The organism is Roseivivax sp. CAU 1761, from assembly GCF_054482755.1.
Genome location: NZ_JBTLRM010000036.1, coordinates 18327 through 39268, shown reverse-complemented (window position 1 = coordinate 39268; position 20942 = coordinate 18327). Strand labels below are relative to the sequence as shown.

The following is a 20942-nucleotide window of genomic DNA, read 5'->3' as shown; positions in this document are numbered from 1 at the left end:
CACCGCCTTCGGCGGCGCGCGCGGCCGCACCGACGTGCCGAAGATCGTCGACTGGTACATGCAGGGCAAGATCGAGATCGACCCGATGATCACCCACAAGCTCTCCCTCGACGAGATCAACACCGGCTTCGATCTCATGCACGAGGGCAAGTCGATCCGCGCCGTCGTCGAGTTCTGAGAGAAAGGGAGGCGGGGGCCGTCCGGGCCCCCGCCTGTCGCCGCGGCCGCGCCGGAGCGGCCGGGACACAGAAAAAGGGGTCCCGGAGGACCCCTGAGGCTTGCTCGACCCGGCTTGGCTGCCTGTTGTCGCATGGGCGCCCGAAGGCGCGAAGGGGCACGGGGGGTGTTCCGGCCCAGAGAGCATGGGCCCGGTCTGCCAACCGGCAGCGGCACGAAATAATCCCGCCTGGAACTGTCCCCCGAGGCACCGGCCGACCGCTTGGGGAAGTGGACCGGTGCGTTGCCGACCGTTGTGCACGAACAACGGGATCCTGTCAACATCTAGTGATTCGAGCGGGGACTAGTTTCCGAATCGGAGAATCGCACTACGTCTCGACGATCGCGCCGCGCGCCGCTCCCCCGGCAGCGCTCCGGATGCGCCGGGATCCGGGGCTTGAACCCGCGCGGCCCATCTCTATAACCCACGCCAATTTGCCCGCCGCGGTCGCGCACGGACCCCGTCCGCACGCCCGACAAGCCGCCGCCCGAATGCGAGAGCCGCCATGCCCAAGAGAACCGACATCTCCTCCATCATGATCATCGGCGCCGGCCCGATCATCATCGGCCAGGCCTGCGAGTTCGACTATTCCGGGGCCCAGGCCTGCAAGGCGCTGCGCGAGGAGGGCTACCGGGTGATCCTGGTGAACTCCAACCCGGCGACGATCATGACCGATCCGGGCCTTGCCGACGCCACCTATATCGAGCCCATCACCCCCGACGTGGTGGCGCGGATCATCGAGAAGGAGCGCCCCGACGCGCTGCTGCCCACCATGGGCGGCCAGACCGGCCTCAACACCGCGCTGAAGCTCGAGGAGATGGGCGTCCTCGAGAAGTTCGGCGTCGAGATGATCGGCGCCAACCGCCAGGCCATCGAGATGGCCGAGGACCGGGCGCTGTTCCGCGAGGCGATGGACCGCATCGGGCTCGAGAACCCCAAGGCCACCATCGTCACCGCGCCCAAGCGCGAGGACGGCAAGGTCGATCTCAAGGAAGGCGTGCGCATGGCGCTTTCGGAGCTCGAGCATATCGGCCTGCCGGCGATCATCCGCCCGGCCTTCACGCTGGGCGGCACCGGCGGCGGCGTGGCCTATAACCGCGAGGATTACGAATATTACTGCCGCTCCGGCATGGATGCCTCGCCGACGGGGCAGATCCTGATCGACGAGAGCCTGCTCGGCTGGAAGGAATTCGAGATGGAGGTGGTGCGCGACCGCGCCGACAACGCCATCATCGTCTGCGCCATCGAGAACATCGACCCGATGGGCGTCCATACCGGCGATTCGATCACCGTGGCGCCGGCGCTGACGCTGACCGACAAGGAATATCAGATCATGCGCTCGGCCTCGATCGCCGTGCTGCGCGAGATCGGCGTCGAGACCGGCGGGTCGAACGTGCAATGGGCGGTCAATCCCGAGGACGGCCGCATGGTGGTGATCGAGATGAACCCGCGGGTCTCGCGCTCCTCGGCGCTGGCCTCCAAGGCCACCGGCTTCCCGATCGCCAAGATCGCCGCCAAGCTCGCCGTGGGCTACACGCTCGACGAGCTCGACAACGACATCACCAAGGTCACGCCGGCCTCCTTCGAGCCCTCCATCGACTATGTGGTGACCAAGATCCCGCGCTTCGCCTTCGAGAAGTTCCCCGGCTCCGAGCCGCTGCTGACCACGGCGATGAAATCGGTGGGCGAGGCCATGGCGATCGGCCGGACCATCCACGAGAGCCTGCAGAAGGCTCTGGCCTCGATGGAGACCGGGCTGTCGGGCTTCGACGAGATCGCCATCCCGGGCCTCACCGGTGAGCCCGCCACCGACCGCGCCGCCATCGTCAAGGCGCTGTCGAAGCCCACGCCCGACCGCCTCCGGGTGATCGCCCAGGCGATGCGGCATGGCCTGTCGGACGACGACATCTTCGGCACCACCAAGGTCGATCCGTGGTTCCTGGCGCGCATCCGCGAGATCGTCGAGGCCGAGGAGGCGGTGCGCGCCGGCGGCCTGCCGACCGACGAGGCCGGGCTGCGGCGGCTGAAGATGATGGGCTTCACCGACATGCGGCTGGCGGCGCTGACCGGGCAGGGCGAGCACGAGGTGCGCAAGGCGCGCCACGCGCGCGGCGTCACCGCCGTCTTCAAGCGCATCGACACCTGCGCGGCCGAGTTCGAGGCCCAGACGCCCTACATGTATTCCACCTACGAAGCGCCGATGATGGGCGAGGCGGAATGCGAGGCGCGGCCCTCGGAGGCCAAGAAAGTGGTGATCCTCGGCGGCGGGCCGAACCGCATCGGCCAGGGCATCGAGTTCGACTATTGCTGCTGCCATGCCTGCTTCGCGCTGACCGATGCCGGCTACGAGACCATCATGGTCAATTGCAACCCGGAGACCGTGTCGACCGATTACGACACCTCGGACCGGCTGTATTTCGAGCCGCTGACCTTCGAGCACGTGATGGAGATCCTGCGCGTCGAGCAGGAGCGCGGCACGCTGCACGGGGTGATCGTGCAGTTCGGCGGCCAGACGCCCCTGAAGCTCGCCAACGATCTCGAGGCGGCGGGCATCCCGATCCTCGGCACTTCGCCCGACGCCATCGACCTCGCCGAGGACCGCGAGCGGTTCCAGGATCTGGTCAACCGGCTGGGCCTCAAGCAGCCCAAGAACGGCATCGCCGCCACCGACGAAAAAGCGCTGGAGATCGCCGGGGAGATCGGCTTCCCGCTGGTCATCCGGCCGTCCTACGTGCTGGGCGGCCGGGCGATGGAGATCGTCCGCGACATGGATCACCTGAAGCGCTACATCCGCGACGCCGTGGTGGTCTCGGGCAAGAGCCCGGTGCTGCTCGACAGCTACCTGTCGGGCGCCACCGAGCTCGATGTCGACGCGCTCTCCGACGGCACCGACGTGCATGTCGCGGGCATCATGCAGCATATCGAGGAGGCCGGCGTGCATTCCGGCGACAGCGCCTGTTCGCTGCCGCCCTATTCGCTGTCCAAGGACATCCTCGAGGAGATCAAGCGCCAGACCGAGGCGCTGGCGCTCGAGCTCGGCGTGGTCGGGCTGATGAACGTGCAATTCGCCATCAAGGACGGCGAGATCTACCTCATCGAGGTCAACCCGCGGGCCTCGCGCACCGTGCCCTTCGTCGCCAAGGCGACCGACAGCGCCATCGCCTCGATCGCCGCGCGGGTGATGGCGGGCGAGAAGCTCTCGGCCTTCCCGCTGCGGCCGCGCTACCCCGAGAACACCGATTACGACACCGTTCTGCCGCTGGCCGATCCGATGACGCTGGCCGATCCGGACATGCCGTGGTTCTCGGTCAAGGAGGCGGTGCTGCCCTTCGCCCGCTTCCCCGGCGTCGACACCGTGCTCGGCCCCGAGATGCGCTCCACCGGCGAGGTGATGGGCTGGGACCGCTCCTTCCCGCGCGCCTTCCTGAAGGCGCAGATGGGCGCCGGCACGCACCTGCCCGAAGGCGGCCGGGTGTTCCTGTCGATCAAGGATGCCGACAAGGGCGGGCTGCTCGAGGAGACGGCGCGGATCCTGCACGATCTGGGCTTCACCATCGTCGCCACCGCCGGCACCGCGGCCTTCGTGAAGGCAAGCGGCCTGCCCTGCGAGGAGGTCAAGAAGGTCTACGAGGGCCGGCCCAACATCGTCGACATGATGAAGGATGGCGGCATCCAGCTGGTGCTCAACACCACCGAGGGCGCCGCGGCGCTGGCCGACAGCCGCGAGATCCGCTCGGTGGCGCTTTACGACAAGATCCCCTACTTCACCACGCTGGCCGGGGCCCATGCCGCGGCGCTGGCGATGAAGGCGCGCGGCGAGGGCGAGCTGGTGGTCAAGGCGCTGCAGGCCTGAGGGCGGATGCCGCGCCCCGGCGCGGCATCTCGGCACGGCCCGGCGGTTCCCGGGCCCGCCAGCCCGTGCCGAAGAATGCCCCGGCGCGGAGCAAAGGCCGCAGGCCGCCGCGCATCGCCGGGCCGCCCCCGGGCCCGGCGATCTGGCGGGGGTCGGGCGCCGCGCTTGGAGGTCGTCCGGACGTGGCAGAGATAAAGCGCTGCCGCCCCGGCCGAGGATCGCCGCGCCGCGGCCCGTCGTTGTGCGGCTTCGCGTTCTCAGAGGCTGGGTATTCCGGGGGCCGACTTCTCTCAGTGCCCCGGTTTGGGTTGATCACCGTGTCGGCGCGGAGCCAAGGCCGTCAGGCCACCGGGCATCGCCGGGCCGGCCCGGGGTTCCGACGATCTGGCGGGGCCGGGCGCTGCGCTCGGAGGTCGTCCGAATGGGGGCGGGATAAAGCGCTGCCGCCCGACCAGTGGAGTGCCGCGCCACGGCCCGCTGCTGCGCGGCCTCCCCATTCGGGGCGGCTGGCTGATTTTTTGGTCCGGCAGGTGCGCCGCGGACGATTTGTTTTCGCTATCGTCGGTCAGGTTGGAGTCCCGGCGCGGAGCCAAGGCCGCAGGCCGCCGCGCATCGCCGGGCCGCCGCCCGGCCCGGCGATCTGGGCGGGGTCGGTCGCTGCGCTCGGAGGTCGTCCGAATATGGCAGAGATAAAGCGCCGCCGCCCCGGCCGGGGATCGCCGCGCCGCGGCCCGTCGTTGCGTGGCTTCGCGCTCTCGGAGGCCGGGAACTCGGGCTGGCTTTCGCGTTTCCTGCTCCACCGTTGCGACGTCCTTGCGCGGAGCCAAGGCCGCAGGCCGCCGCGCATCGCCGGGCCGCCCCCGGGCCCGGCGATCTGGCGGGGCCGGGCGCTGCGCTCGGAGGTCGTCCGGACGTGGCCGGGATAAAGCGCCGTCGCCCCGGCCGGGGATTGCCGCGCCGCGGCCCGTCGTTGCGCGGCTTCGCGCTCTCAGAGGCCGTGACGTTCGGGGGGTGGCCGGCTTATCCCTGTCCCCCGATTTGGGCTGGTCACCGCCTCGTCGCGGAGCCAAGGCCGCAGGCCGCCGCGCACCGCCGGGCCGCCCCCCGGCCCGGCGATCTGGGCGGGGTCGGTCGCTGCGCTCGGACGTCCTCCGGACGCGGCAAGGACAAAGCGCCGTCGCCCCGGCCGGCGGAGCGCCGCGGCCCGGCCCGGGGCCGCGCTGCCGGGCGCCCGCCTCCCGGCGCGGGGCGGCACGCGGCTTCTCTACATTCCCGGCGGGATCGGCTATGGCTCCGGCGAGCGAAGGCATGAGGCGTCCGATGAGCATTCCGAAACCCGTTGTCCTGACCATCCTCGACGGCTGGGGGCTGTCCGAGAGCCGCGCCGCGAACGCGCCGGCGCTGGCCGAGACGCCCAACATGGACCGGCTGATGCGCGACTGCCCCAACGCCACGCTGATCACCCACGGTCCCGATGTCGGGCTGCCCCGCGGGCAGATGGGCAATTCCGAGGTCGGCCACACCAATATCGGTGCCGGCCGGGTGGTGGCGATGGATCTGGGCCAGATCGACCTCGCCATCGAGGACGGGTCGTTCGCCGACAATGCCGCGCTCAGGGACTTCATCGCCACGCTCGAGGCGCGCGGCGGCACGGCGCATCTTCTCGGCGTGGTCTCGGATGGCGGCGTGCACGGCCATATCCGCCACGTCCTGGCGGCCGCGCGCGTCATCGCCGGGGCCGGGGTTCCGGTCCGCATCCACGCCGTCACCGACGGCCGCGACGTGGCCCCGGATTCCGCCGCGGGCTTCATCGCCGAGCTGACGGCGAACCTGCCCGAGGGCGCGGAGGTCGCCACCGTGATCGGCCGCTACTGGGCGATGGACCGCGACAACCGCTGGGACCGGGTGCGCCGCGCCTGGCGCGCCATCGTCGAGGGCCGGGACGACCACGAGGCGCGGGTCGCCCCCGTGGAGGCGGTGGCGCGGGCCTATGCCGCCGGCGAGACCGACGAGTTCATCGCCCCCGCGGTGATGCCCGGCCATGACGGCATCGCCGCGGGCGACGGGCTCTTCTGCCTGAATTTCCGCGCCGATCGGGCGCGCGAGATCCTCGCCGCTTTGGGCGCGCCGGACTTCGACGGCTTCGCGCGCGGGCCGCGCCCGGTCGAGACGCTGCTCGGCATGGTGGAATATTCCGACGCCCATAACGGCTACATGCAGACGGTCTTTCCCAAGCGCGACATCGCCAACACGCTGGGGGCCTGGGTGGCGCGGCACGAGCGGCGGCAGTTCCGGCTCGCCGAGACCGAGAAATATCCCCATGTCACCTTCTTTCTGAACGGCGGCAAGGAGGCGCCCGAGGAGGGCGAGGACCGCTTCATGCCGAAGAGCCCGGATGTCGCGACCTACGACCTGCAGCCCGAGATGAGCGCGCCCGAGGTCACCGCCAAGCTCGTCGAGGCGATCGGCGCCGGCTACGACCTGATCGTGGTGAACTATGCCAATCCCGACATGGTCGGCCATACCGGCGATCTCGAGGCCGCCAAGGCCGCCTGCGCCGAGGTCGATCGCGGCCTCGGCGAAGCGCTGGCGGCGCTCGAGGCGGCGGGCGGGGCGATGATCGTCACCGCCGATCACGGCAATTGCGACGTCATGGTCGACCCCGAGAGCGGCGGGCCGCACACCGCGCACACCCTGAACCCGGTGCCGGTGATCCTAGTCGGCGGCCCGGAGGGGGCGCGGCTGGAGGCCGGCCGGCTGGCCGATCTGGCGCCGACCTTGCTCGAGCTGATGGGGCTCGAGCCGCCGGCGGAGATGACCGGCCGGAGCCTGATCCGGCGATGAGGCGGCGGAGGGGACGTCCGGGCCGGCTGCTGGCCGCGATCCTGGGCCCGGCCCTTGCCGTGGCGCTGGCCGGCGCCGCGCCGGCGGCCGACGCGCCGGGCGAGGCCGCGCGGCGCGCCGCCGAGGCGCTGTCGCTGGCCGGCGAGAAGCTCGCCGCCGCCGACGGCGCGCGCGACCGCGTGAAGGCGCTGACCGAGACCATCCGCGCCTACGAGGACGGGCTCGCGGCGATGCGCGACGGGCTGCGCGCCGCGGCGGTGCGCGAGGATGCGCTGCGCCGCGAACTGGCCGCGCGCGACGGCGAGGTGGCGCAGCTTCTGGGCGCCCTGCAGGCGGTGAGCCGGGCCGAGCTGCCCGAGCAGATGCTGCACCCGGCCGGCCCGCTCGGCACCGCGCGGGCCGGCATGCTGGTCGCCTCGGTCACCCCGGCGCTGGCCCAAAAGGCGCAGGAACTGCGCGCCGATCTCGAGGAGGTGGCGCTGCTGCGCAGCCTTCAGGAAAGCGCCGTGGCCGACATGAAGCGCGGCCTGACCGGCGTCCAGGACGCGCGCACCGAGCTTTCCCAGGCCATCGCCGAGCGCACCGAGCTGCCGACCCGGTTCTACGAGGACCCGATCCGCACCGCGATCCTGATCGCCGCCACCGAGACCCTCGACGCCTTCGCCTCGGGCCTGTCGGAGATCGCCCTGAACGGCGAGGAGGACACGCCGCTGCCGCCGGTCGATCACCGCAAGGGCGCGCTGCCGCTGCCGGTGGCGGGCGAGATCCTGCGCCGTGCCGGCGAGGCCGACGCCGCCGGGGTCGAGCGGCCCGGCATCGTCCTGGCCACCCGGCCGCAGGCGCTGGTCACCACCCCGGTTCCGGCCACCATCCGCTACCGCGGCCCGCTGCTCGATTACGGGCTGGTGATGATCCTCGAGCCGCAGCCCGACCTGCTGTTCGTGCTGGCCGGGCTCGACACGCTCTACGGCGAGATCGGCGAGGTGCTGTCGGCCGGCGCGCCGGTCGGGCTGATGGGCGGCACGCCGATGCTGGCCGGCGAGATTCCGTCACCTCTCGGTGAGGGGGCTTTATCTCAGCGCTCCGAGACGCTTTACATGGAAGTCAGGGAAGGCGCCGCGGCCGTCGATCCGATGACGTGGTTCGCAACCGGCAAGGGATGATTTCTGCATGAACAAGTTCGTCATGGCCGCGCTCGGGGGCACCCTCGCCGGCGCGCTCGCGACCACCCAATTCGTCGGGCCGCTGCTCGCCCAGGAGAGCGCCAAGTCGACCAGCGTCTACGAGCAGCTCGACCTGTTCGGCGACATCTTCGAGCGCATCCGCGTGCAATATGTCGAGGAGGTCGAGGAGAAGGACCTGATCGAGGCGGCGATCAACGGCATGCTGACCTCGCTCGACCCGCATTCCTCCTACCTGTCGCCCGACGACGCGCAGGACATGCGGGTGCAGACCCGCGGCGAGTTCGGCGGCCTGGGCATCGAGGTCACGCAGGAGGACGGCTTCGTCAAGGTGGTCTCCCCGATCGACGACACGCCGGCCGCCGAGGCCGGCATCGAGGCCGGCGACTTCATCACCCATGTCGATGGCGAATCGGTGCTCGGCCTGACCCTCGACGAGGCGGTCGACCTGATGCGCGGCCCGGTCGGGTCGGAGATCGTCATCACCGTGGTGCGCGAGGGCCGCGACGAGCCCTTCGACGTCTCCATCGTGCGCGACACCATCACCCTGACCGCGGTGCGGGCGCGCAACGAGGGCGAGACCGTGGTGCTGCGGATCACCACCTTCAACGACCAGACCTTCCCCAATCTCGAGGAGAAGATGGCCGAGCAGATCGAGGCCGCCGGCGGCATCGACAAGATCAACGGCTTCGTCATCGACCTGCGCAACAACCCGGGCGGCCTGCTGACCCAGGCGATCAAGGTCTCCGACGCCTTCCTCGATGCCGGCGAGATCGTCTCGACCCGCGGCCGCAACCCCGAGGACGGCGAACGCTTCAACGCCACCGCCGGCGATCTTGCCGAGGGCAAGCCGATCGTGGTGCTGATCAACGGCGGCTCGGCCTCGGCCTCGGAGATCGTCGCCGGCGCGCTCAAGGATCACCGCCGCGCCATCGTGGTGGGCACCAAGAGCTTCGGCAAGGGCTCGGTGCAGACCGTCATGCCGCTGCGCGGCGACGGCGCCATGCGGCTGACCACGGCGCGCTACTACACGCCTTCGGGCCGCTCGATCCAGGCGCTGGGCGTCAGCCCCGACATCATCGTGGCGCAGCCCTCGCGCGACCCGATCGACGAGGAGGCGGAAGAGGACGCCTCCGGCCTGCCGACCCGCTCGGAGGCCGATCTGCGCGGCGCGCTCGACAACGATTCGCTCTCCGAGGACGAGGTCCGGCAGATCGAGGAGGACCGCGAGCGGGCGGAGCAGTCGGCGGCCCTGCGCGAGGAGGATTACCAGCTCGCCTACGCCATCGACATCCTCAAGGGCCTGTCGGCGCTCGGGCCCGCCTTCATGGGGCTCGACACCGCCGCGGCGATCGAGGCGGCGTCGCCGAGCGAGACGACCGAGCAGTGAGACCCGCGCGCCCGGGACTGGCAGGCCGGTCCCGGGCAGGCTAGGCAGGGGCAGTTTCGCCGCAACGGAGCCCCGCCCATGCCCGAGAACGATCCCGCCGCCCTGCCCTACCGGCCCTGTGTCGGGGTGATGCTGGCCAATGCCACGGGCGAGGTCTTCGTCGGCCAGCGCATCGATTCGCCGCAGGCCGCCTGGCAGATGCCGCAGGGCGGCATCGATGCCGGCGAGACCCCGCGCGAGGCGGCTCTGCGCGAACTCGAGGAAGAGACCGGGGTGCCGCGCGACCTGGTCCGTGTCGAGGCCGAGACCGCCGACTGGGTCCAGTACGACCTGCCCGCCGAGCTGATCGGCAAGGTCTGGAAGGGCCGCTTCCGCGGCCAGCGCCAGAAATGGTTCCTGCTGCGCTTTCTCGGCCGCGACGACCAGATCCGCATCGCCACCGAGCACCCGGAATTCAGCACCTGGCGCTGGCTGCCCGCCGGCCGGCTGGTCGAGTCCATCGTCCCCTTCAAGCGCCACGTCTACGAGGCGGTGGTGGCAGAGTTCCAGGACCGCCTGTGATCGCGGCGCCCGGAGGCGGTCGACGCGCGCTGCGCCTGGATCAGTCGGTCGAGAACAGGTCGCGGGTGAAGACGCGGTCGGCCACGTCGGCGATCTCGTCGGTCAGGCGGTTGGCCACGATGACGTCGGCCTGGGATTTCAGCCGCCCCAGGTCATGCGTCACCTCGGAGCCGAAATAGGGCTCCGTCGCCATGCCGGGTTCGTAGATCAGGATGTCGACGCCCTTAGCGTTCAACCGCTTCATGATGCCCTGCACCGAGCTCTGGCGGAAATTGTCCGACCCGGTCTTCATCACCAGCCGGTAGATGCCCACGGTCCGCGGCCGCCGCGCGAGGATCTGGTCGGCGATGAAGTCCTTGCGCGTGGCATTGGCCTCGACGATGGCGCGGATCAGGTTCTGCGGCACCGCCGAGTAGTTCGCCAGCAGCTGCTTGGTGTCCTTGGGCAGGCAGTAGCCGCCATAGCCGAAGGAGGGGTTGTTGTAATGCCCGCCGATGCGCGGATCGAGCCCGACGCCCTCGATGATCTGCCGGGTGTCCATGCCATGCGCCATGGCGTAGCTGTCGAGCTCGTTGAAGAAGGCGACGCGCATGGCGAGGTAGGTATTGGCGAAGAGCTTGATCGCCTCGGCCTCGTCGGACCCGGTCAGCAGCACCGGAACCTGCGTGTCGAGCGCGCCCTCGCGCAGCAGATCCGCGACCTGTTGTCCGCGCTCCGAGCGGTCGCCGACGACGATCCGGGACGGGTGGAGGTTGTCGTACAGCGCGCGGCCCTCGCGCAGGAATTCCGGGCTGAAGATCAGCCGGTCGGTGCCCAGCCGCGCGGCCAGGTCGCGGGTGAAGCCGACCGGGATGGTCGACTTGATGACGATGGTGCCGCGGCCCGGCGCGTCCAGCACCTCGCGCACCACCTGCTCGACCGAGGAGGTGTCGAAGAAGTTGGTCCGGGGGTCGTAATTGGTGGGCGTGGCGACGATCACCACGTCCGCCCCGGCGAAGGCGGCCTTGTCGGTGGTGGCCGACAACGTTAGCGGCTTCTCCGCGAGGTAGGCCTCCATCTCCGGGTCGACGATCGGCGAGCGCCGGTCGTTGACCGCGGCGACGCGCGTCGGGTCGACATCGATCGCGGTGACCTTGTGGTGCTGCGCCAGGAGCACGGCGTTGGACAGGCCGACATAGCCGATCCCGGCCACCACGATGTTCTGCTGCTGCGCCATGGCTTCCCCGGTCGCGTCAATGATCCGTGGCGCCGTGCTTAGCCGCTCGAGCCAGCACGGTCCATGCCGCTTGGCTGCCGAGGCGGCCTGGCGGCGCGCAGGCTCGCAATCAGGCGGGGCAACCTGCGCGGCCGATGCCGACCATTCGGCCTGTGGTCACGCTTCCTTCACAATCTGCTCAAGATAGCGGCCGCATTCGTTCTTGGGGTAGCGCCGGACGCGTTAGAGCAGGTCGGGGCGATCGCCGGAAATCAAGGGCATGTTCCTCGACGCCTCGGTCAGGTTAGTGTCGGGCAGCCCCGCCGTCCCGATCGCCGACCTCGCCGACACCCCGGGCGAGTAGGCACTTGATGAGCTGTCGCGCCCCTGGGAGCCGAGCTATCGCGTCCTTGGGGGAGGCGCGCCGGGCTGGAATTCTGGTGAATGCGCTGTCGCTCAAGAAGGTTTTGCATGAACATGTTGAGCGCGACCGCATCGGGCAGGCCGCATAACGAGGCCGAGGCGTGGTGCGCGAGCCTGCGCCGGCGTGCCCAGCGGACCTCCGATCGAGGTGATCGAGTTTCCGGACGGCTGTTACGGCTTGATCCCGGACTGGCGCTAGTACTGGGCGCTGGATGGCCCCCTCGCCGAGACCGGAGGCGAACGTTCCGCCACGTACAATCGTTGCTGCGCCGCCCCGAAGATTGGCTCGACAACTATTTTGCAACGGTCGAGATAAAAGAAAACCGCTTCAGTTTCGGCCATTACGAGCGCGGCAGGATCGTGGTGCCTTACCCCGAGGTTTCGTAATCGACGATAACCGCGTCACGCTCGAGCCGCTCTTCGCCTTCGCTTTGCCCGCGCCGTTCGAAGATTAGCTCCTTCATGCCGCTGTCCCAGCCTCTATAAATAACTCTGCTTCTTACCGCGATGAGCGAGCTGGTCGGTCTAGAATTGTGACAGGCAGTGCGAGAGCGCCTTGCATTCACTACCGGTCGGGGGCGGCTCGCGGCACGCCCGCCCGGAACGCCGGGCACGAGCGCTGCGTGATCCTGTCGGCGCTTGCTGCCGAGGCAGCCGCGGGGCGCGAACCGAAATCTGAACCCTCGCCCGCCTTCGAGAAGACAATTTGCGCTGTGTTACGCCGCTCAACATTTTCAACCGCCCTGGCCGGCGCGGTGCCGTCGGTGAGGTGTTTGGCAGCCAAACACCGCGGCGGGACCCGCTTGCGTCCCCTGCCCTCGCCACCTAAGCGTGCTTCAACCGGAATAGGGAAAGAACGGTGCTTCCTCTTCGCGTCTACAGAGTCTTCCAGCGCTATGCTGACGAGACGGCGGTGCTGCGCCGCCCCAGCCAAGCTCTCGAATCGCAGAGGATCCGGCTTGGCGACATCACCCGGATCGAGGTCCGGCGCAACCGTCTGCATGTCGAGGGCTGGGTCGATGCTACGCGGATCGGGTTGAGCCTCGGCCACGCCACCGCCTGGACCGCCCCCGAACTACCGCGCCCCGGCAGTGCCGAACGCGGTTTCGCCGTCGACATCCCTTTCGTGCCGGGCACGCCCGAGCTTGTGGTCGAACGCGGCACCGAGCGGTTCGAGATCGTCCTGCTTGCCATCGGGCCGGCGGCGCGGCTCTGGGCCCGGCACCGGCTCTGGCCCGGCTTTGCGCTGGCCATCGCCAGCCTGACCCCCGCGATCTGGGCCTGGAAGCGGCATGGCGACCTCACCGCCCGCGAGACGGTCAAGGAGCGACTCAACATCGTGCCGCGCCCCGACGGCGCCGAGATGGCGGCGCGGCTCTTCGCCGACGGCCCCCGCCCGGCGCCGCGCCACCGCTGCGCCACGCTGGTCATGCCGGTCTACAACGCCCGCGAGCTTCTGGTGGAGGCGCTCGACCGGATCGCGCGCCACACCGATCTCGACTGGCGGCTGGTGCTAGTCGAGGATGCCTCGCCCGACCCCGAGATCCGGCCGCTGCTGCGCCGCTGGTGCGCCGAGCCCGGCCGCGCCGACCGCGTGACGCTGATCGAGAACGAGAGCAATCTCGGCTTCATCGGTTCGGTCAACCGCGGGTTCGAAGCGGCGCGGCGCTGGCCCGACGATCCGGTGGTGCTGCTCAACACCGATGCGCTGATGCCCGCGAACTGGCTGTCGCGGTTGCTCGCGCCGCTCGATGACGACAGCGTCGCCTCGGTCACGCCGATGTCGAACGACGCCGAAATCTTTACCGCCCCCGCTATCTGCCAGCGCCACGATCTGGCTCCCGGCCTCGCCGACCGGGTCGATGCCGCGATCGCCGGCCTCGATGCCGCCGCGCTCAACGCCGAGTCCCCGACCGGGGTCGGCTTCTGCATGGCGATGGCGCCGCGCTTCGTTGCGAAACTCCCCGGATTCGACCCTGTCTTCGGCCGCGGCTACGCCGAGGAGAACGACTGGTGCCAGAAGGCGGTCGCGCTCGGCGGCCGGCATGTCGCCGCGCCCAACCTCTTCGTCGAGCATCGCGGAGGCCAGTCCTTCGGCTCGGCCGAGAAGCTGAAGCTGATCGAGCGCAACCTGCAGGAACTGGCACGCCGCCATCCCGGCTACGGCACGGCGGTGCAGGCCTTCATCCGCGAAGACCCGCTGACCACGGCGCGGCTCGCCATTGGCCTCGCCTGGGCCGGGCTGGCGCAGGAGGCGCCGGTGCCGGTCTACCTCGCCCATGCGATGGGCGGCGGCGCCGAGCACGACCTGCAGCGGCGCATCGCGGCAGACACGAAATCGGGCCGTTCGGCGGTGGTGCTGCGCGTCGGCCTGCCACGCCGTTTCGCGCTGGAACTGCACGCGCCGCAGGGCGTCACCCGCGGCCGCACCGCCGGCGAGGGCCTCCTCGCGGATCTCACCGGCCTTCTGCCGCGCCGCCGGGTGATCTATTCCTGCGGCGTCGGCGCCCGCGACGCCGCCGCCCTGCCCGATCTGCTGCTGCGGCTCTCGGGCCGCGGCGAGGGGGCCGTGCCGGGCGGGCCGCAGCCGGTCGAGCTGATGATGCACGACTTCTTCCCGGTCAGCCCCTCCTACACGTTGCTCGGTGCCGACGGGCACTACCACGGCGTGCCGCGCGGCGACGGCCCGCTGGCCGACGACAAGGCGCATCGCTACGAGCGGCCGGGCGGCGTGGTGCTGTCGCTGGCCGAGTGGCAGGCCCGCTGGGGCGCGCTGATCGCCGCCGCCGAGCGGGTGGTGACCTTCGCCGGCTCCGGCCGCGACATCGTCGCTACGGCCTACCCCGAGGCGGCGGATCGCGTCGCCGTGGTGCCGCACGACACCCACACCCTGCCGCCGCGCATCGCGCCGGGGGCAGGCGAGAACGGGCCGGTGATCGGCGTGCTCGGCAATATCGGCTACCAGAAGGGCGCGGCGGTGCTGCGCGACCTGTCGCGGCAGATGTCTCGCAGCGAAACCGGCCGCATCGTGGTGATCGGCCAGATGGACCCGGCCTACCCGCTGGCCCGGCCCTCGCGGGTGCATGGCAGCTACGAGCTGCGCGACCTGCCGGGCCTCGTCGCGCGCTACGGCATCGAGTGCTGGCTGATCCCTTCGGTCTGGCCCGAGACCTTCTCCTTCACCACCCACGAGGCGCTGGCCACGGGCCTGCCGGTCTACGCCTTCGACCTCGGCGCACAGGGCGAGGCGGTCGCCCGCGCCGTGGCTGCGGGCGCGCCGGGCGGGGTGCTGCCTTTGCCCCGGCCGGGGGAGATGTCTAAGGATCTTGGCAGGCTGGCGAGGGACCTCGCCGCGCGGGGCAGGCAGGTCGCAAGTTGAAGAACGAGAAATTCTCCATCAGGAAGCTGCGCGAACGCGGGATCGACGTCGCGCATCGGGGCGGCTGGCGGGCGCGGGTCTCGCTGCCGGTCCACAGCCGGATCGAGGCCCCGGCCGGGCTGAAGCGGACCCAGTACGAGCATTCCCTGCATCTCGGCGCCTTCTCCTACCAAGTGTCGGGATACTGCTTCGCCGCGCGGATTGGCCGGTACTGTTCGTTCGGAGAGAACGTACAGATCGGCCGACAGAACCACGCGATGCACCTGATCTCGACCAGCCCTGCCTTCTACGTGCACAATCGGCTGTTCGATGTCGGTCGGGAGTTTTCTGGCGCGGAGGAGTATGAAGCCTACAAGTTCCAGCATGCTGAACCACCGACTCGGGCGCAGATCACGAGGATCGGTAGCGATGTCTGGATCGGCCACGGCGCCTACATCAAGGCCGGCGTGACGATCGGTCATGGAACGGTCGTGGCCGCGCATGCCGTACTGACCAAATCGGTTCCGCCCTACTCCGTCGTCGCCGGCAATCCTGCGGTTATCAAGAAGAAGCGCCTGCCGGAGAACCTGATTCCGAAAATGGTCAATAGTCACTGGTGGCGCTACGCGCCCTGGCAGCTGACGCATCTGCCGATCTCGGACCCGGTCGCGTTTCTCGCCGGCGTCGCCGAACTCGACGAGGCGCAGGCCTACAAGCCGGACGTAATCGATCTGAGCAAGGAGCTGCCGTGACCGTCGTCGTCTTTCTCCATGTCCCCAAGACCGCCGGGCAGACCATCCATCACCAGCTCGCCGCGGCGGTGGGGCGCGACAAGGTCTCGCCCATCCGCACCCACACGCAGGCTGGGAGGGAAAGCCAGCTGCCGCCGGGCTATCGGCTGCATTCGGGGCATATCGACTGGACCGATCTCGAGACGCTGCCTCAGGATCGCTTCGTCTTCACGGTGCTGCGCGATCCGTGCGAACGGATCGCCTCGTTCTACTTCTTCCTCCGCCGCGAGGCCGAGCGGGCCGCCCCCGGGACCCCGGCCGATCGCCTGCGGGCCAAGGAGTGGTCGACCGACGACTACTTCTTCGGCGGCGATGCGGGCTGGCAGAATTTTGTTAGGGACCATTACGACAACTTCTACTGCTCCTACTTCGCCAGCCGCCGCATGCGGGGCCGTGGCACGCTGTCCGGCCTTTCGTCGGAGGAGGTGGTGCGGCGGGCCCGCGCCGGGCTGGACGGGCTCGACGGCATCTACTGGATCGACGGCCTCGCTGCGCTCGAGGCCGACATGCGGCGCCTCGGGCTGCCCGTGAAGGTGGTCGGCAAGCGCAGAAATGCCGGCGCCCTGCCCTCGGATCAGCTGCGCTGGCCGAAGCTGCTCGACATGTTCGAGACCGATGCCGCCCGCCGCAGGCTCGAAGATTTCCTCGAGCGGGACGATCGCCTGCTCGCCTCGGTTCCCGCCGCCGTGCCCGGCCCCGCGCCAAGCTGGAACGCGCGGCTCCTTTCCGGTCTACGAAGCTGGCTCTGAGGCCGCGGGCGGCCTCAGCGATCCAGAAGCTCGGTGTGGTAGCGCCACAGGAGCAGCAGGCCCATCGCGAGACAGGTCAGGGAGACCAGCACCACGAAGGTCACCGAGACATAGGTGGCGTCGTAGGTGCTGTAGAAGCCGCGTCGCATCAGTCCCATGATGTGCACCAGCGGGTTGAACCACAGGTAGTCGCTGTAGGGCTCGGGGATGGTCTCGAACAGGAAGAAGATACACGACACGATGAAGGCCGGGCGCATCAGGATCGACCAGACCTGCTGGAAGATATTGGAGCGACTGAACAGGTAACAGTTCAGCGTGCCGATCCCAAGGCTGAGCAGGCCGGTGAGCGCGAAGGCCTCGATGATGACCGGCAGGTTCAGCGTCAGCCGTGTGTCGAAGATCAGCAGGCAGCCGCCCAGCACGATGTAGGCCACCATCAGCTGGGTCATGTAGTTCAGCGCGAACCGCGCAAGCAGCGCGTCGAGGAAGGTCACGGTCGGGTAGGCGAGGAGCTGGCGCGAGTAGTTCAACGCGCTCGCGACGGTGCCCTGAACCGCGGTGAAGAGTAGGAAGGGCACCATGCCAGTGGCGTAGAACACCGCGAAGTTGGTGCCGAGGGGCGGCGAACGGAAGGCTGCCGCGAAGACTATGGACAACAGCGCGATGCCGGCGACCGGTTCCAGCACCGCCCAGAGGTAGCCGCCGGGCGAGCGGCCGTAGCGGGACGACATCTCGCGCAGGATCAGCGCCATAATCGATCGGGTCGAAGCGAAACGGCGCCGGGGCGTGCGTGGCCGGGCGAGGGGCAGGGAAGACATGTCCGGGCCGGGCTCCGTGCTCTGGTGGTCAGGGACTTTGGGTTGTATTAACATCGCCCGAAGGCCACAAAAACCCCGGAGGCCGCGGTGAGCGACCCGGCGAAACAAACCCCGCCGGAGCCGGCCTCCAGGGCGCAGCCGGCCGGCCAGTCGCCGTCGCCCGCGCCGAAGCTGGCGGCGGTGTCGGAACGCCCGCAGCCGCCGCAGGGACAGGAGCAAACCGCGATGACGGCGCAGCCGCAGCCCAGCCGCCCCGCCCCGGCGGACAAGCCCGCCGCCCCCGGCCCCAAGCCCAATCCGGGGCCCGCCGCCAAGCCGGGCCAGCCGGCGCCGAAACCCCTGGCCCAGCCGCCGAAACCGCCGGGCCAGGCACCGGGGCAGCCGCCCGCCGCCAAGCCGGGGGGCGTGAACGAGCGGCTGAGCAAGCCGGTCCGCCCCGCCTTCCGGCGCTGGCGGCACGTGCTGGTGGGGCTGAGTTTCCTCGCCTGCGTGGCGCTGCCCTCGGCCGGGGTCGGCACCTATCTGTGGGCCGTGGCGGCCGATCAATACGCTTCGCGCACCGGCTTCTCGGTGCGGCGCGAGGAATCGAACCCGGCGGCCGAGCTCTTGGGCGGGCTGACCAGCCTCTCGGGCTCGAGCTCGACGGACACCGACATCCTCTACGAATACATCCAGAGCCAGCGGCTGGTGGCCGATATCGACGACCAGATCGACCTGCACGCGATCTGGTCGAAGCCCGATTACGACCCGGTCTTCTCGATCGAGCCCGACGCCTCGATCGAGAAGCTCCTGGCCTATTGGAAGGACATGGTGCGCATCTCCTACAGTTCGAGCACTGGGCTGATCGAGGTTGAGGTGCGCGCCTTCACGCCCGAGGACGCCACGTTGGTCGCGCAGACCCTGTTCGATGAGAGCGCTGAGATGATCAACCAGCTCAGCGACATCGCCCGCGAGGACGCGATCCGCTACGCCCGCGAGGAGCTGGACGAGAGCGTCGAGCAGGTGCGCGAGGCGCGCGAGGCGCTGACGTTGTTCCGCAACCAGAACCAGATCGTCGACCCCGAGATCGACCTAAGGAGCCAGAGCGGCGTGCTCAGCACACTCGAGGCGCAGCAGGCCGAGACGCTGATCGAGATCGACCTGTTGCGCGAGACCGTGCCGGAGAGCGACCCGCGGCTCGCGCAGGCGCGGCGCCGGCTGGCGGTAATCGAGGAGCGGATCGCGGCGGAGCGGCGCAAGCTAGGCTTCGAGGGCAACGAGCGCGAGGGCACGATCTTCGCCGATCTCGTCGGCGAGTACGAGCGGCTGGTGGTCGACCGCGAATTCGCCGAGCAGGCCTATGTCTCGGCCCGCGCCGCCTATGACAGCGCCCGCGCCGAGGCGCGGCGCAAGACCCGCTACCTCGCCGCCTACATGGAACCGACCCGGGCCGAGACCGCCGAGTATCCGCGCCGGCTGACACTGCTGGCGCTGGTCTCGCTGTTCCTGTTCCTAGTCTGGTCGGTGGCGGTGCTGGTGATTTACTCGGTCAAGGACCGCCGCTGAGCGCCATGATCCGCTTCGAGCACATGACCAAGATTTTCTCGCTCGAGGGGAAGCGCAAAGTGGTGGCCGAGGACGTCAACCTCACCTTCCCCACCGGGCGGTCGGTGGCGCTCTTGGGCCGCAACGGCGCCGGCAAGTCGACCCTGCTGAAGATGATCGCCGGCACCACCCAGCCGACCTCGGGGCGGATCGTCTCGACTGGCACGATCTCGTGGCCGGTGGGCTTTGCGGGCTCGTTCCACCCGGAGCTGTCGGGGGCGCAGAACTGCCGCTTCATCGGCCGGATCTACGGCGTCGACACCGACGAGCTGATCGAGTTCGTGCGCGAGTTCGCCGAGTTGGGGGTGCATTTCCAGCTGCCGCTCAAGACCTATTCCTCGGGTATGCGCTCGCGGCTGGCCTTCGGCGTGTCGATGGGCGTGGCCTTCGACACCTACCTCGTCGATGAGATCACCGCCGTGGGCGACCAGGCCTTCAAGGCGCGCAGCGACCGGCTGTTCAAGGAGCGGATGAAAACCGCGGGCGCGGTGGTGGTGTCGCACTCGATGGGCCAGATCCGCGAACTGTGCGACGCGGCCGCGGTGCTGGAGAACGGCAAGTTGCTCTATTTCGACGATGTCGACGAGGGCATCAAACGCCACGAGCACAACATGCAGCGCGGCGCCTGAAGCCTTTCGCTGCGAAACATTTCAGAACCGGCCGAGACCGGCCGCGAGGTAGAGGCTGGCGGTGGTCAGCCGGCTCTGGCGGTGCACGCCGGCCCGCGCCAGCGCCAGCGCCCGCAGCGGGCCGTGCCGGGTCCGGGCGTCCCTGACTCGGTCGAGGATGGCGCGGTTCTCGTCCGTCAGTAGCCTCTCGACCCGCGCCAGCGCGTCGAGATTGGCCCCGACCCAGTCGGCGAAGTCGCGCCGCATCACCAGCCGCGCCCGCGCCAGCGAGGCGCGCAGGCCCCGATGCGCGCCCATCTGGTTGCCGCCATGCTGGCGGTAGAGCGCGACCTCCTCGGGGTCGACCACCACCGCGCCGCCTGCGCCGGCGACCAGCAGATAGAGCCACCAGTCGTGATGTTCGGGGCCCGCCGTCACGCCGGAGCGGCGCACCAGATCGAGCGCGCCGGGGCTGAGCACGCTGCTGTGGCCGCTCACCACGTTCTGCGCCAGCGCGTTGGCGAAGCAGGGTGGGATACGCGGCGGGCGGGTGCGGCCAATCGGGCGCAGATCCTCGTCGGTGTAGACGCTCTGCGCGCCGTAGAGCGTGACCGGCCCGCCACGCGCGAGGCCGGTCAGCGCGCGGGCAAGTTTTTCGGGCCGCCAGACGTCGTCCTGGTCCGACAGCGCGACCGGGCCCGAAGGCAGCCCGGGATGGGCGAGCAGCGACAGGAAGTTCGCCGCCGGGCCGCGGCGCGGGCCCTCGACCAGCCGCACATCGTGCCGGCCGGCCTGGGCTTGGGCGAAGTTGGCGACGATCTCGCGCGTCGCGTCGGTCGAGCCGTCATCGCTCACCCATAGGTCCCAGGCGTCGTGGCTCTGCCCGAGAAACGACTCCAGCTGCGCGGGCAGGTGGCGCGCGCCGTTGTAGCTGGCGAGCAGGATGGTGATCCGCGACGGGGTGGGGTCTGTGACGGTCAACGGCGGGCCGATCTTCGAGGTTGAGGCTGCGGGCACTGTTCCCGCGAAACGGCGCCGAGCGCAAACCGGTCGCGCGCTTCCGGTCGTGGTCGGGCCGGGTCTTGCAGCCTTTCGTTAAGTTTTAACCGTGAAGACTCAACCCGGGGGTCCGCCGGCGGGCGGCGGGCGGCGGGCGCAAGGGCGGAGGGGGAGTGCTGGAGATCGCGTTCGTCCGATCGCGCGCCGACGGGCCGGTCAGCCACATGGCCGGGCTGTCGGACCTGCTCTGGCTGCTCGGGGAGGGCGCGGGCCGGCTCTACAGCGACGTGGGCGAGGGCGGCGGGCTGCTGTCGCGCGACGGCGAGCTGCGGCTGTTGGCGCCGAGCGACTATGCCCGCGCCGACGGCCTC

At 69.9% G+C, this 20942-nt stretch carries 14 protein-coding genes and 1 pseudogene; 12 read left to right on the top strand and 3 right to left on the bottom strand.

The window, feature by feature from the left end; translation table 11 throughout:
* The 6 genes and pseudogenes from ACXYMW_RS17060 to ACXYMW_RS17035 form a co-directional block, all read left to right on the top strand.
* A pseudogene (locus tag ACXYMW_RS17060) lies at positions 1-178 on the top strand (S-(hydroxymethyl)glutathione dehydrogenase); the annotation flags it as partial.
* A 544-nt stretch (positions 179-722) separates the two neighbouring features.
* Positions 723-4070: a carbamoyl-phosphate synthase large subunit gene (gene carB / locus ACXYMW_RS17055; protein ID WP_459036537.1), complete on the top strand. Its 3348-nt coding sequence runs from the start codon at positions 723-725 to the stop codon at positions 4068-4070.
* A gap of 1320 nt (positions 4071-5390) precedes the next feature.
* A complete protein-coding gene (gene gpmI, locus ACXYMW_RS17050) occupies positions 5391-6914 on the top strand; it encodes a 2,3-bisphosphoglycerate-independent phosphoglycerate mutase (RefSeq protein ID WP_459036536.1) in 1524 nt (507 codons plus the stop codon).
* On the top strand, positions 6911-8077 hold the full coding sequence (locus ACXYMW_RS17045; RefSeq protein ID WP_459036535.1) for a murein hydrolase activator EnvC family protein: 1167 nt from the start codon (positions 6911-6913) through the stop codon (positions 8075-8077). The genes gpmI and ACXYMW_RS17045 overlap by 4 nt, the downstream gene beginning before the upstream one ends.
* A gap of 7 nt (positions 8078-8084) precedes the next feature.
* Positions 8085-9485, top strand: a complete 1401-nt coding sequence (locus ACXYMW_RS17040; protein WP_459036534.1) for a S41 family peptidase — start codon at positions 8085-8087, stop codon at positions 9483-9485.
* A gap of 78 nt (positions 9486-9563) precedes the next feature.
* Positions 9564-10046 carry an RNA pyrophosphohydrolase gene (locus ACXYMW_RS17035; protein ID WP_459036533.1) on the top strand — a complete coding sequence of 161 codons (483 nt, stop codon included), beginning with the start codon at positions 9564-9566 and terminating at the stop codon, positions 10044-10046.
* Positions 10047-10086: 40 nt separating this feature from the next.
* On the opposite strand, the gene ACXYMW_RS17030 is transcribed toward ACXYMW_RS17035, so the two are convergent.
* The gene (locus tag ACXYMW_RS17030; RefSeq protein WP_459036532.1) at positions 10087-11262 is read right to left on the bottom strand and encodes a nucleotide sugar dehydrogenase; all 1176 of its coding nucleotides are present in this window, start codon (positions 11260-11262) and stop codon (positions 10087-10089) included.
* 450 nt (positions 11263-11712) lie between these two features.
* Between ACXYMW_RS17030 and ACXYMW_RS17025 the strand changes: the two genes are divergently transcribed.
* From ACXYMW_RS17025 to ACXYMW_RS17010, 4 genes are all read left to right on the top strand, one after another.
* Positions 11713-12051: a hypothetical protein gene (locus ACXYMW_RS17025; RefSeq protein ID WP_459036531.1), complete on the top strand. Its 339-nt coding sequence runs from the start codon at positions 11713-11715 to the stop codon at positions 12049-12051.
* A gap of 472 nt (positions 12052-12523) precedes the next feature.
* Positions 12524-15043, top strand: coding sequence for a glycosyltransferase (locus tag ACXYMW_RS17020; protein WP_459036530.1), 2520 nt, complete (start codon positions 12524-12526; stop codon positions 15041-15043).
* Positions 15040-15774, top strand: coding sequence for a CatB-related O-acetyltransferase (locus tag ACXYMW_RS17015; protein WP_459036529.1), 735 nt, complete (start codon positions 15040-15042; stop codon positions 15772-15774). Before ACXYMW_RS17020 ends, ACXYMW_RS17015 begins: the two co-directional genes overlap by 4 nt.
* Positions 15771-16562 carry a sulfotransferase family 2 domain-containing protein gene (locus ACXYMW_RS17010; protein WP_459036528.1) on the top strand — a complete coding sequence of 264 codons (792 nt, stop codon included), beginning with the start codon at positions 15771-15773 and terminating at the stop codon, positions 16560-16562. Before ACXYMW_RS17015 ends, ACXYMW_RS17010 begins: the two co-directional genes overlap by 4 nt.
* 14 nt (positions 16563-16576) lie before the next feature.
* Here the strand turns inward: ACXYMW_RS17010 and ACXYMW_RS17005 are convergent, their stop codons facing one another.
* Positions 16577-17314 carry an ABC transporter permease gene (locus tag ACXYMW_RS17005; RefSeq protein ID WP_459036527.1) on the bottom strand — a complete coding sequence of 246 codons (738 nt, stop codon included), beginning with the start codon at positions 17312-17314 and terminating at the stop codon, positions 16577-16579.
* Positions 17315-17605: 291 nt separating this feature from the next.
* Here ACXYMW_RS17005 and ACXYMW_RS17000 point away from each other — a divergent pair, with 291 nt between their 5' ends.
* Entirely contained in the window at positions 17606-18925 is a 1320-nt protein-coding gene (locus tag ACXYMW_RS17000; RefSeq protein WP_459036526.1) for a hypothetical protein, read from the top strand.
* 5 nt (positions 18926-18930) lie between these two features.
* The gene (locus tag ACXYMW_RS16995; protein WP_459036525.1) at positions 18931-19593 is read left to right on the top strand and encodes an ABC transporter ATP-binding protein; all 663 of its coding nucleotides are present in this window, start codon (positions 18931-18933) and stop codon (positions 19591-19593) included.
* 21 nt (positions 19594-19614) lie between these two features.
* On the opposite strand, the gene ACXYMW_RS16990 is transcribed toward ACXYMW_RS16995, so the two are convergent.
* On the bottom strand, positions 19615-20553 hold the full coding sequence (locus ACXYMW_RS16990) for a glycosyltransferase (protein WP_459036524.1): 939 nt from the start codon (positions 20551-20553) through the stop codon (positions 19615-19617).
* Positions 20554-20942 lie beyond the last annotated feature (389 nt).